The organism is Actinoallomurus liliacearum, from assembly GCF_039542035.1.
Lineage (GTDB): Bacteria > Actinomycetota > Actinomycetes > Streptosporangiales > Streptosporangiaceae > Actinoallomurus > Actinoallomurus liliacearum.
This window is the reverse complement of record NZ_BAABHJ010000002.1, coordinates 302,484-314,604: the sequence shown is the minus strand read 5'-3', so window position 1 is coordinate 314,604 and position 12,121 is coordinate 302,484. Positions and strand designations below refer to the sequence as shown.

Annotated in this window: 10 protein-coding genes; 6 read left to right on the top strand and 4 right to left on the bottom strand. The window is 71.3% G+C overall.

What is annotated here, in order from left to right; all coding sequences use genetic code 11:
• A complete protein-coding gene (locus ABD978_RS04075) occupies positions 1–630 on the top strand; it encodes a TetR/AcrR family transcriptional regulator (protein ID WP_345348459.1) in 630 nt (209 codons plus the stop codon).
• Positions 627–2,045: an MFS transporter gene (locus tag ABD978_RS04070; RefSeq protein WP_345348456.1), complete on the top strand. Its 1,419-nt coding sequence runs from the start codon at positions 627–629 to the stop codon at positions 2,043–2,045. Before ABD978_RS04075 ends, ABD978_RS04070 begins: the two co-directional genes overlap by 4 nt.
• Before the next feature lie 43 nt (positions 2,046–2,088).
• On the opposite strand, the gene ABD978_RS04065 is transcribed toward ABD978_RS04070, so the two are convergent.
• Entirely contained in the window at positions 2,089–2,724 is a 636-nt protein-coding gene (locus ABD978_RS04065; protein ID WP_345348452.1) for a PadR family transcriptional regulator, read from the bottom strand.
• Positions 2,725–2,907: 183 nt separating this feature from the next.
• On the opposite strand from ABD978_RS04065, the gene ABD978_RS04060 reads away from it, so the two are divergent.
• From ABD978_RS04060 to ABD978_RS04050, 3 genes are all read left to right on the top strand, one after another.
• Entirely contained in the window at positions 2,908–3,849 is a 942-nt protein-coding gene (locus tag ABD978_RS04060; protein ID WP_345348449.1) for an arylamine N-acetyltransferase family protein, read from the top strand.
• Between the two features lie 74 nt (positions 3,850–3,923).
• Positions 3,924–5,060 carry an epoxide hydrolase family protein gene (locus tag ABD978_RS04055; protein WP_345348446.1) on the top strand — a complete coding sequence of 379 codons (1,137 nt, stop codon included), beginning with the start codon at positions 3,924–3,926 and terminating at the stop codon, positions 5,058–5,060.
• 93 nt (positions 5,061–5,153) lie between these two features.
• On the top strand, positions 5,154–6,332 hold the full coding sequence (locus ABD978_RS04050) for an FAD-dependent monooxygenase (protein WP_345348443.1): 1,179 nt from the start codon (positions 5,154–5,156) through the stop codon (positions 6,330–6,332).
• Positions 6,333–6,395: 63 nt separating this feature from the next.
• Here the strand turns inward: ABD978_RS04050 and ABD978_RS04045 are convergent, their stop codons facing one another.
• Positions 6,396–8,000, bottom strand: a complete 1,605-nt coding sequence (locus ABD978_RS04045) for an FAD-dependent monooxygenase (protein WP_345348440.1) — start codon at positions 7,998–8,000, stop codon at positions 6,396–6,398.
• Positions 8,001–8,404: 404 nt separating this feature from the next.
• Here ABD978_RS04045 and ABD978_RS04040 point away from each other — a divergent pair, with 404 nt between their 5' ends.
• A complete protein-coding gene (locus ABD978_RS04040) occupies positions 8,405–10,693 on the top strand; it encodes an NACHT domain-containing protein (RefSeq protein ID WP_345348437.1) in 2,289 nt (762 codons plus the stop codon).
• A gap of 592 nt (positions 10,694–11,285) precedes the next feature.
• On the opposite strand, the gene ABD978_RS04035 is transcribed toward ABD978_RS04040, so the two are convergent.
• Positions 11,286–11,753 carry an SRPBCC family protein gene (locus ABD978_RS04035; RefSeq protein ID WP_345348434.1) on the bottom strand — a complete coding sequence of 156 codons (468 nt, stop codon included), beginning with the start codon at positions 11,751–11,753 and terminating at the stop codon, positions 11,286–11,288.
• Positions 11,750–12,070, bottom strand: a complete 321-nt coding sequence (locus ABD978_RS04030; protein ID WP_345348431.1) for an ArsR/SmtB family transcription factor — start codon at positions 12,068–12,070, stop codon at positions 11,750–11,752. The genes ABD978_RS04035 and ABD978_RS04030 overlap by 4 nt, the downstream gene beginning before the upstream one ends.
• Positions 12,071–12,121 lie beyond the last annotated feature (51 nt).

Genomic DNA, 12,121 nt, shown 5'->3' with positions numbered 1-12,121 from the left:
ATGGAATCGGAGGGTCCGCTTCGAGAGCGGCTGGTCGATGTCGGCGTGGAGCTCGTGCTGTCCGAAGGCGTCTCGTCGCTGGGGCTGCGGGAGATCGCACGCCGGGCGGGAGTGTCGCACGGGGCTCCTCGCCGCTACTTCCCCACGCACCATGCGCTGCTGTCGGCCATCGCCCGTCGCGGTTTCGATGATCTCGCGGGATGGTTCGCGGAGGCGGCCGATGGGGCGGCGTCGCCGCGAGCGCAGTTGCGGGCGCTGGCGTGCGCGTACGTGCGGTTCGCCCAGGAGCGTTCCGGCATGTTCGCGTTGATGTTCCGGCACGACCTGCTGCGCGGACAGGCGCATGCGGCGGGCGAACCGCGGCTGCGGGAGGCGAGTCTGCCGCTGTTCGGCCGGATCGTGGAGCTCGTCCGTCACTGCCGGGAGCAGGAGGGCGGTGGTCGGCGGGACGTCCCCGCAGAGGTGACCGCCGTCGCGCTGTGGGCGAATGTGCACGGCCTGACCCAGCTGTGGGGCTGGGGCAGCATCGGGCTGGCACTGGGGGAGGACGACTCGCCGCCGGTCGATGACCGGCTCGAGGGGCTCATCACCGCGATCCTCGACGCCCATCTGGGCGAGGCGGACGCGTGAGCGGCACGGCGCGGCGACGTTCGGCCCTCGTCGTCAGCGCGGCGGGCGCCATGCTGGTCGCGCTGGACGGCACGGTGCTGATCGTGGCCCAGCCCAGCCTGCGGCGCGACCTCGGCGCGAGCGTGGCGCAGACGCAGTGGGCCAATACCGGCTACCTGCTCGCGGTGGCCGCGCTGCTGGTCATCGCCGGGCGCCTCGGTGACCGGTACGGCCATCGGCGGCTGCTGCTGTACGGCCTGTGCGGCTTCGCGGCGGCCTCGGCGGGGATCGCGCTCGTGCCCGGCATCGGCGCGCTGATCGCCCTGCGCGCGGTTCAGGGGGTGTTCGGCGCCCTCCTGCAACCGGCGACGCTGGCGTTGCTGCGGCTGACCTACCCGGCGGACCGGCTCGGCAGAGCGGTCGCCGTCCGTACCAGCGCGATCGGGGTGGCCGCCGCGGCCGGGCCCGTTCTCGGCGGTGTCCTGGTAACGCACCTGGGCTGGCGCAGCGTGTTCGCGGTCAACGTGCCCATCGCGCTGGCGATCGCCGCGGTCGCCGTTGTGATGCGGCCACCCGCGTCGGCGCGTCATGAACCGCAGCGGTTCGACGTCGCGGGGGCGGTGCTGGTCGCGGGGGTTCTCGCGGTGTGCGTCTACACCCTGGTCGGCGTCCCGGCGCACGGCTGGACCGGTGGGTCGACGCTCGTCGGCCTGGCCTGCGCCGCAGGCGGGGCAGCGATCCTGATCGCCTGCGAACGCCGAGCCGCCCATCCGATCGTGCCTGCCGTCGTGGCACGTTCGGTTCCGGTGACGGCCGCCATGGCGATCCTCCTCCTCACCACCGGCGGCATGTTCGGCGCCCTGTTCGTCGCGACCTTCCTGTTCCAGGACACGCTGAGACTGGGCCCGCTCGCCACGGGCCTGCGGGTCCTTCCCCTGACCGCGCTGATGGTCCTCGGCGCGCCGTTGGCGAGCGTGGCGCTGCGCCGGTACGGGCCGCGCCGCACCGCAGCCGCCGGCTCGGTCCTGGTGGTCCTCGGCATCCTGGGCATGACCCGCCTCACCTCGGCCGGCGCCTGGGCGGCGACCGCCGCGGCCTTCGCCCTGCTGGGCCTCGGCTTCGCCGCCGTGATGGTCACCGCCACGGGTACCGTCGTCGGTGACGCGCCGGCCGGCCACGCCGGAGTCGTCGGCGGACTGAAGCAGACCGCCACGAACATCGGCCCCACCCTCGGCATCGCGGTCGCCGCCGGCCTGATGACACCCCTTCCGTCCGCCGGGGCGGCCGAACCCGCGCTCCTGGTCCTGGCCGCGGTCGCGGCCCTCGGGGTGTTCCCCGCTCTGCTGCTGCCCGTACGGCCGGTCCATCGCGCCGCGTCTCGAGCAGCCGGCGGAGATGCCTCGGCGCAACCCGTTCCCATGCGCCGGGAACCGTAGAACTCCAAGATCACGGCGAGGCGTGGTCGGAGTGATCGAGCGTTCAGGGCCCGGCCTCGGGGACGTCCCGGCGTGCCGAGGCCACCGCGCGCAGCTCTTCGTCGGTCCAGGTCAGCGTGCCCGACCGCAGCCCGTCGACGACCTCGGTCACCCAGCGCAGCTCGGCGGCCGCGGCGGCGTGCAGGTAGTCGGTCTCGAGCATCGAGACGCGGGGGAGCGGATCGGGGCCCGACTCGGTCGCCGCGTCGAGCGTCGCCCGCAGCCGGGCCAGCCGGTCGGCCAGGAGCGCCTTCCGCTCCTCGAGGAACCGCAGCGTCTCCTCCGGGGTGAGGAGGGGAAGGAAGGACAGCGCCGCGGGCAACTCGGGGAACTCGTTGCGCGGCGTGGAGAGCATCTCGCCCATCCACTGACGAAGGACGGCGCGGCCCTGGTCGGTGAGCGCGTAGACCGTGCGTTCGGGGTATTGCTGATCGCGTTCGGTCTGGCGGGCGGCGACCAGGCCGGCCTCGTGCAGTCGATTGATCGTCTTGTACAGGCCGGCCCGCTGCCCGACGTTGACCACCTCGTCCTTGCCCCACCGCTTGAGCAGGGCCTGGATGCCGTACGGGTGGAGGGGGCGGTACGCGAGGACGCCGAGCACGGCGAGCGCCAACGGGGACCGGCGCGGGGATGACGACATAGTCGCGAGTCAACTAGTTTCCGAGGGACTGGTCAAGCGCGGGGCGGTACTCGCCGCTCCGGAGGGTTCGACGGCGTTCGCGATGACGGGAACTTACTTTGTAAAGGCGCTCGCTTTTTTCATCTTCTCGACATCGGCCCGCACTTCAGCCCCGAAGGTAAGATCCACGACGGGGGGTGCGCGATGGACGGTTTCGACGCATCCGCTTATCTCCGGAGGCTGGGTCTCTCCGACCCCGGCCCCCCGAGCGTCGCGGCCCTGCACGCCCTGCACGCCGCTCAGGTCGAGCGCATCGCCTATGAGGCGCTCGACATCCAGCTCGGCCGGCTGACCTCGATCGATCCGTACGACTCCGCCGCACGGATCACGGCGGGTCGTGGCGGCTACTGCTATCACCTGAACGGCGCGTTCGCGCTTCTGCTGGACGCCTTGGGCTATGAGGTGACCTGGCACCGGGCGGGCGTGCAGGGTCGGCAGGCCGCGGAGCCGCCGGGTCCCGCGCCGGCCAACCACCTGGCATTGACCGTACGCGGGTTGCCGGCGGAGGACTGCCCGTCGGGAGTGTGGCTCGTCGATGCCGGTCTGGGGGATGGACTGCACGAGCCGCTGCCCCTGAGCGAGGGAGAGTACGTCCAGGGGCCGTTCCGGTTCCGCCTGCGGCGTTCAGCGGCCGCGCCAGGTGGGTGGCGGCTCGACCACGACGATCGCGGCGCCTTCACCGGCATGGACTTCGGCATGCGGCCCGCGGTGGTGGGGGAGTTCCTCGACCGTCATCGGTACCTGTCCACGTCGCCCGATTCGGGGTACGTACGGACCTGCACGGTGATGCGCCGGGACGCCGGGGGCGCCGACGTGCTCACCGGGTGTGTGCTGCGACGCGTCGGTGTCGGCGCGGGGCGGCGGGAGGTCTTGGAGACCAGGACCGAGTGGTACGCCGTTCTCGCCGACCTGTTCGGGCTGACGCTCACCGACCTCGACGACGCCGACCGGGAGACGTTGTGGACGCGCGTCCGCGGTGCCCACGAGGCATGGTCCGCCGGCCGCGACGCCTCCGGGCCTCCGGAGGGCGAGGACTCGGGTCCTCGGCGGGCGACCGATGCGGTCAGCGGTCAGGATCTGGCCTGAACGGTTCCTAGCGTGATCCCCGGGCGGGCCGTCCGGCTCGCCTTCCCGGCAACGACGGACCTTGGGGAACACGCATGGAGATCGTCCCGTTCAGCGTCGACATCCCGCAGCCGGACCTCGACGACCTGCGCGACCGGTTGACCCGGACCCGCTGGCCCGACGAACTCCCCGGAGTGGGATGGGACTACGGCGTCGCCCGATCGCACCTGCGGGATCTGGTCGCGTACTGGATCGACGGATACGACTGGCGGTTCCACGAGGCCCGGCTGAACAGGGTGCCGCAGTTCACCACGGCCATCGACGGGCAGACCGTGCACTTCCTGCACGCCCGCTCGCCCGAGCCGGACGCCCTTCCGCTGATCATCACGCACGGCTGGCCGAGCACGGTCTGCGACTTCCTAGACATCATCGGACCGCTCACCGATCCGCGCTCACACGACGCGGATCCCGCCGACGCGTTCCACGTCGTGGCGCCCTCCGTGCCCGGATTCGCCTTCTCCGGGCCCACTCGGGAGAAAGGGTGGGGGAGCAACCGCGTCGCGCGGACCTGGGCCGAGCTGATGCGACGTCTCGGCTACGCCCGCTACGGCGCCCAAGGCGGCGACTTCGGGTCGATCGTCTCGCCCGAGCTCGGCCGCGTCGCTCCGGACGCCGTCATCGGTGTCCACGTCAACGCGCTGGTCAACGCCTCGGCGCCCGCCGGGCCGGACGAACTGGACCTGCTCTCGGACGCCGAGCGGGAGCAGGCGCGGGCGAACCGGGCGTGGTGGCAGGCCCGCTCGGGCTATGCCACCCAGATGGCGACCCGCCCCCAGACCGTGGCGTACGCGCTCAATGACTCGCCGGCGGGTCAACTGGCCTGGAACCTCGAGTGGTTCGTCGACCACGATCCGACGCGGACGCGGCAGCCGCTCGCCGACCGGGACGCCGTGCTGACCAACGTGACCGCGCTGTGGCTCACCTCGACGGCCGGCTCCGCCGCGCGGATGTACCGCGAGCTGACGGCGGACGGCTGGGGCCGCCCCGCCCCCTCGGGGGTGCCGACCGGAGTCGCCAAGTTCCTCGGCGACCGCGCGATCCGCCGGCTGGCGGAGCTGTCGAACACGGTCACGCACTGGTCGGAGTTCGACACCGGCGGCCACTTCGCCTCCCTGCAAGCCCCCGACCTGCTCGTCACCGACATCCGCGCCTTCTTCCGCTCCCTGCGCTGATACGGCCGCCCGGACCGTGACCGCACGACATCTAGTTGACATGCAACTAGTAGCAATGTGACTATCTCCTCGTCCTGAGATGAGGGAGTGGGCATGAGCAAGGTGAGTACCGCGTTGGTCATCGGAGGCGGCATCGCCGGGCCGGTGATGGGGCTGGCCCTGGCGAAGGCCGGGATCCGGGGGACCGTCCATGAGGCGCATCCGGTGACCGCCGACGGCGCGGCGGCGATGCTGAGCCTGGCGCCGAACGGCCTGGACGCGCTACGCGTCATCGGGGCGGACACCGCCGTGACCGCAGTCGGGCACGCGGTCCCGGGCGTGGTGATGGCCGACGGCGGCGGGAACCGGCTGGCCGAGTTCGGCGGCTTCCCCGGTCTGCCGGCGACGCTGGCGATGGCCCGCGCCGACCTGTTCCGCGCGCTGGCCGACCGGGCGGTCGCCGGGGGTGTGCCGATCGAGTACGGCAAGCGGCTCGTCTCGGTCCAGGAGTCCCCTGAGGGCGTCACCGCCGTCTTCGCCGACGGCACGACGGCCGGCGCCGACATCCTGATCGGCGCGGACGGCATCCGCTCGACCGTCCGTACCCTCATCGACCCGGCGGCACCCGGCCCGGAGTACGGCGGGGTGCTCAGTTTCGGCGGGTACGCGACCGGCGTCGACGTGCCCGCCGAGCCGGGCGTCATGTACTTCGCCTTCGGCCGTGCCTTCATCGGCTACTGGCGCGTGCCCGACGGGCGGATCTGCTGGTTCGCGAGCCTTCCGCACGCCACCCCGATGTCCTCGGCCGAGGTCCGCCAGGTCCCCGCCGCGGATTGGCTGGTGCGGCTACGGGAGCTGTACACGGGTCACGTTCCGGGGCAGGTCCTGCTGGAGCACACCGAGCCCGGCGACCTGATGGCGGTGGGGGCGATGGAGCGGATGCCGTCATTGCCGCACTGGCACCGGGGCAGGATGGTGCTGGTCGGCGACTCGGCGCACGCTCCGTCCTCGAGTTCGGGGCAGGGGGCGTCCCTGGCCATCGAGAGCGCCGTCGAACTCGCCCGCTGCCTGCGCGACCTGCCCGATCCGGCGGCCGCGTTCAGCGCGTACGAGCGGCTGCGCCGCGACCGAGTCGAGATGATCGGCGGCGACGCGGCCGCTAAGAACAAGGCCAAGGCCGGACAGGCGGGGGCGCGGCCCGCCCTGCCCGACCCCGAGCAGATGTTCGGCCCCGTCCACCGTCACCACATCGCCTGGGACGAGCCCGCGACCGCGGGCCTGGTGCGCGGCTGACCGTCCGGTGCGATGCGAGGTGACGTCCGGGGACGACGGCGGGTGCCCGGGAGGCGACACCGGTCACGCTGGGACGCGGGGGAGCCGCAAGGCCCGTCGCGTGGCTTCGGCCAGGGCCGCGGTGGGGTCCGCGGCGGCATGGCCGACACGCCAGGCGACCACGTGGTCGGGGCGTACCAGCTGGGCGCCATGGTCGCCGATGCCGCAGGTCTCGGCCGGCCGTGCCGGTCCGGAACCGGCCTCGCGGGGCAGCAGCGCCACCTCCAGAAAGGCACCGGAGGGATCCAGCTCGCGGGCGGCCCGCGCCCACGAGTGCCCTTCGGCGCCGGCCAGCAGCAGGTGACGACCGTCGCGGACGAGGTCGAGCGTGGACAGGCCGCCGTCCCGGCCGGTGAGAGGCACGTGCGGCAGCCGGGTGCCGGGCTCGCCACGCCAGCGGCCTGGCTCGCCGGCCTCCGGCAGGCCGGGATCGCGGTCGTCACCGGGCATGCGGTAGCGGTAGCCGATCGCGACGGCGGCCTCACTGAGCAGCGGACGGCTCTCAGCCGACGCCGCGACTCGGTCCCGGACACGCAGCAGTGCCTGTTCCACCGTCAGGGCGCCTACCGGCCGGCGCTCGGGATCGTAGTCGTCCAGCAGCCGGGGACCGGCGTCACCGCGCAGGACGGAGACCAGCTTGGTGGTGAGGTTCCAGGCGTCCTGGATACCGGCGTTGGCGCCGAAGCCACCGGCTGGCGGGGTGACGTGCGCGGCGTCTCCGAGCAGGAAGACGCGGCCCGCGCGGTAGGAGTCGGCCACCCAGGCGCCCATGTGCCACGGCCGGGCGCCGCTGATCGTGAAGCTCGACGTGGGCAGCCCGAGCGCGCGCGAGACGATGTCATGGCACCGCTCGGCGTCGAACACGGTTGCCCGCTCGGGGCTCGCGGGATCGTAGGTCACCGACACCGTCCCACGGTCGTGCGCCGTGTTCCACGAGATGAAGGCGCGCTCGGGCAGGTCGGTCCAGGCCAGGGCGAGCCGGCGGCCGTCGAGGGCCCGGCGCAGGTCGGCCGTGAAGCCGATCTCCATGACGTGGGAGACCGCTTCGCCGCCGCTGCGGCCGATGCCGAGCGCCTGCCGGATGACGCTGCCGTTCCCGTCCGCGGCCAGGAGGTAGTCGGCCTCCACGGTGTACGCGCGGCCGTCGGCGCCGAGCACTCGGGCGGCGACGTGGTCATCGTGCTGACGCAGATGGAGGAATCGGTGGCCGAAACGCAGGTCGGCGCCGGCGGCGCGGGCGTGCGCGCGGACGACCTCCTCCAGGTCGGACTGCTTGACGAAGGCGCTGGGAGACGGGGAGACGTCGCTGAAGTCCTCCGCGGCCGGCAGGCGCCAGCGCCGTAGTTCCGGCCCGGTGAGGGATGTGACCACCGCGGCGTGATCGGCCGGCGGGAGGCTGCGCTGGACGGCGTAGACGTCCTGGTCGGCTCCGACACAGCGGTACGCCTCCATGGTGCGCGGATAGAACAGCTTGGCGCGCAGCCTGGTCGACACCGCGGGATGCTTCTCGACGAGGATGGGGGTGATGCCGTGTGCTGCGAGGAACAGCGCGGCCGAGATCCCCACGATGCTGCCGCCCACGATCAGAACGGCGGCGTGCTCTGCCGGTAGCGGCTGATCAACGTTCATGGCCCCATCGTGTCCGTCGCACGGGCGTAGGTCCGCTCACCGGCCAGAGAACCGAAACATTCCGACACGATCCGAGACGTCCTGATGGAATCCGACTACTTCGACGCGATCGACCTTCAAATCCTCCATGCCCTGCATCTGGACGCACGGCTGTGAGGTGTCGAGGGAACCGTCGAATGAGGTGATCTAATCAGGCGTTGCGCGGGGGGCGATCATCTTGTCTACTAAGGCATATCTTTCGTCGATGAGCGTGAAGGACCTGCCTTATGCGCCGAATGTCGACTTTTGTGTGGATGGTCGCGGGAGAGCTCATCGGCGTCATTCTCGGTATCACGATAAACGTCGCCACCGGCATTATTCCGCAAGCGCTCCAGCCGTACCTATGGGTGGCGTGGTTAGTGATCTTGCCTCTCACGCTCCTCCTCGGATGGCATCGCGAGAGGGGGGCCGCCCGGGAGACTCGGTCGGAGGCCGACGGAGACCTGCTGCTGCGGGAGCGTCGCGAGATCCTGCGAAAGGTCCGGAGGACCTGGATCTCCGGCTTCCTGGACCACGCCTACGAGCAGCGCCTGGACATCGGCCTGATCGACGATCCCGGCGCCGCGGCCAGGCCGTGGAATCCGCTGGTGCAGGAGCTCGGGCCCGCAGCGTCGCGCCTGCCGGCGGGCACCCGCCCCGTCGAGGTCTTCTCCCGCTTCGGGGGAAGATTCCTGATCCTGGGCGAGCCCGGCACCGGGAAGACGACGCTCCTGCTGGAGATCGCGAAAGGCCTGCTGGAGGAGGAGGGGGACGACCGCCCGATCCCGGTCGTCTTCCACCTCGGCTCCTGGACCCGGGGCACGAGATCCCTCGGCGACTGGCTCCGTGACGAGCTCACCGGGGAGCGCTACAAGGTGCACCCGGACGCCGCCGCGGCATGGCTGAAGAGGAACGCGATCGTCCCCCTGCTCGACGGCCTGGACGAGGTGATGCCTGAGCTGCGGGCCGCGTGCGCGTCGCAGATCAACGAGTACATCCGCCACAGCGGGGCGGTCCCCCTCGTCATTTGCAGCAGGACCGCCGACTACGCGGCGCTCGGCATCAAGCTCGATCTCGACGACGCGGTCCGCCTGGAGCCGCTGAGCCGGGAGCAGATCGCCTCCTTCCTGGAGCACCTGGGCGAGCCCCTGGACGGCATCCGCACCGCGATCGCCTCAGACCCCGTGCTCTGGGATCTCGTGCGGACCCCGCTCATGCTGCACGTCGCCGTCGCCGCCTACTCCGGTGTCGCCGTCGTCGCGCCGCCGGACCACGCCACGGTCCGTACCTGGCGGGCCAAGCTCTTTGACGACTACCTCCACCGCATGTTCGGGCGCAGGCGGCTCAGGTCCGAGTACACGGAGGCCACGTCCTTGCGCTGGCTGATCTACCTGGCCCGCGACCTGGCCCGGGGCAGGAACCTCGTCTTCAGCATCGGCGCGCAGGCGGGGGAGTGGCTTCCGGGAAGCGGCCGCCGACGATTCCTGTCGGTGACAGGTGCGAGCATCGGCGGCCTGACCTTCGGGTCCTTCGTCGGCGCGCTGGGCTGGGCCTTCCTCGGGCCGGTCCTGAGCCTGATCCTCGGGGCCGCCGCCGGGCTCCTGATCGCCTGCGTGGCGGTCCGGGACGGCTTGCTGGGCGTCCCGCTGCCGACGCCGGCACGACCCGTCCCTCCGGGGATGACGCCGGACGACCTGCCCCTCATCGCCGGTAGCGTCGCCGTCCTCGGCGTCGCCGGGGGAGTCGTCGGCCTCGTGGCCGGGCTCTTCGACGGCGACGTCCTGGCCACCGCGATGCGCGGGGTCGCCGGCGGCTTGATCGTGGCGGTGGCGGTGTTCTTCGGGGAGGACCAGGTGGAGAGCGTGAAACGCCACTTCGGCGGCGCGCCGTACGCCATCGGGGAGATCCCGCATCAGGAGACGAGCTGCCGGCCGGGCCTGTTGCTCCGCCGTTTCGCACGGTTGTTCACAGTCGGAGCCTTGGGGGTGACGGCGTTGCTGACACCCGTTCTCGGGTGGTCGGGAATCGCCGTCGGCGTGCTTTTTGGACTCACCCTGGGCTATTGGCGCGCGGGTATCAACCTCTTTCACCACTATCTGGTCCACGGTCTTCTCGCCGTCGCCGGGCTAGTGCCGTTTCGGTATGAACGGTTCCTTGTTTTCGCGTGCGACCGCATCATCATGCGGGACGTCGACGACGGCTATGTCTTCATCCACCGGTTGCTGCTTGAGCACCTCGCCAGGCAGGGCATCGCCGAGGACGGCAGGCGTGGGTTCGACGGCCTCCGGCCCGTCGACCTCGATCCGGCTGAGGCCTCCCGCTCGTGTTTCGACCTGCTCGACCGCGGTGACGTCGCGGGGGTCCGGTCCTGTTTCCTGTGGGCGGTCGACTACGACGAGTCCCAGGTCCGGCTCGCGGAGGCGGTGATGCTGGGAGAGCGGCTGTTGCGGCTCGTCCCCGACCGGCGAGGCCGCGAGAACGTGATCAGCGGCGGCGCCGGACTGCGCTTCAGGCGGTTCACCGCCACGGAGACCGCGAGGACCGCGGAGATCGTCCTGGAGTGGGCGGCCGCGCACGATTCACCGGAGGCCGAAGCGCTGCTCGTACGGCTGCGCGCCCTCGATCTCGACGCGCTGGACCGCTCGCTGGTGAGCGCGCCCCTCGACGACCTCTGACGGGGGCGAGCCCAAGGCGTGCTTCCGGTCCCCGGCCAGGCGCATCCAGGTCCCGCAGCCGCCCTCCGCAACCGGCCATCTCTGTCTCCAGCCGGCCGAACGCCTCGGCGATCGCCGCAGCGTCTGGGGGAGGGGACGCCCCGAGGGTGATCCTCTGTTGGGGACAGGTCACCCTGGTCTTAACCGGAGGGCGGTGCCCCCTTCACGCCGCGAGACGCGCACGGAACCACGGCGAGGCCGAGCGGCAACGATCCTCCCGCAGCTGCGAATTTACTATGTAAAGGCCGCTGGTTGATGAAAAATTCTGAAAACCAGCTTCACAAAAAGCAAAAAACAACAGCACCCCAGCAGCGTACCTCGTCGGCAGGAGACGCGAGCTACCCTGGAGTTCCACTGGCGGCGGCCTCGGTCGTCGCGCGGCGGAGGGGCCCGCCGTATCCCAACCGCGGCATCAGGCGCCGCCAACGGTCCCTGCTTGTGACGGCACACGCCCGCACTCGTGCGGGCGTCACCGGATTGAGCGCCGCCGCCCTAGCCGGAACCGCCATCGCCCATGCCCTGTGGGCCCACTGATCGTGATCGGCGGCGGTGCTCAGGCGGGACCTTCGCTGATCACCTTGCCGATACGGGCCGCGACGCCGGGCCAGCCGCCGCCCATGAAGCGGCGCGCCATGACCTGGTGGGGGTTGTCGGGGTCGAAGCCGTCGTGGACGAGGAAGAGCCGGGTTCCGGTGCCCTCGGGCTGCAGGGTGAAGGTGACGGTGGACTCCAGTCGGCTGGGGTCTTCGGGTGCGGCGCACCAGCTGATGCGGAGCATCTTCTCGGTGGTGAAGTCCAGGACCGTGCCGTGGCCGGTGCCGCCGAAGCCGGCCTGGGGGATGGGGGTCCCTTGGAAGGTGAAGGCGTGGCCGATGACGAGCTTGAAGTCGTTCGGCATGAGCCAGCGGGCCATCAGGTCGGAGTCGGTCAGGGCTCGCCAGACGGCGGTGGGCGGGTGCGGTAGGAATTCGTCGACGCGGATGGTCCGTGGGTCGTTCGGGTCGTGGGCGGTCGGGTTCATGAGTTCTCCTCATCCAGGACGTGGCGCAGGGTCTTCAGCCGGTCGCGCCAGAATCGCTCGTACGGGTGGAGCCAGTCCTGCAGTTCCATGAGCGGGCCGGCCTCGAGCCGGTAGTGGCGTTCGCGTCCGCTCTTGCGCTCGCTGACCAGCCCGGCGTCCCGGAGCACTTTGAGGTGTTCGGAGATGCTGGGCCGGCGCATGTCGAAGTGCGAGGCGAGGTCGTTGACCGTCCTGGGCCCGTCGAGGAGTAGCCGGAGCAGCTCGCGGCGGGCGGGGTTCGCCAGGGCGGCGAAGACGTCGTCGGTCAGAGCAGTCACGACACGTAGGATATCTCCTACGCTTCATATGTAGGAAGTCCCCTACCTGCC

Coding starts and splice junctions, on each gene's coding strand:
- ABD978_RS04045 (WP_345348440.1), bottom strand. CDS start 8,000: ATGAACGTTGATCAGCCGCTACCGGCAGAGCACGCCGCCGTTCTGATC.
- ABD978_RS04060 (WP_345348449.1), top strand. CDS start 2,908: ATGGACGGTTTCGACGCATCCGCTTATCTCCGGAGGCTGGGTCTCTCC.
- ABD978_RS04055 (WP_345348446.1), top strand. CDS start 3,924: ATGGAGATCGTCCCGTTCAGCGTCGACATCCCGCAGCCGGACCTCGAC.
- ABD978_RS04065 (WP_345348452.1), bottom strand. CDS start 2,724: ATGTCGTCATCCCCGCGCCGGTCCCCGTTGGCGCTCGCCGTGCTCGGC.
- ABD978_RS04050 (WP_345348443.1), top strand. CDS start 5,154: ATGAGCAAGGTGAGTACCGCGTTGGTCATCGGAGGCGGCATCGCCGGG.
- ABD978_RS04075 (WP_345348459.1), top strand. CDS start 1: ATGGAATCGGAGGGTCCGCTTCGAGAGCGGCTGGTCGATGTCGGCGTG.
- ABD978_RS04035 (WP_345348434.1), bottom strand. CDS start 11,753: ATGAACCCGACCGCCCACGACCCGAACGACCCACGGACCATCCGCGTC.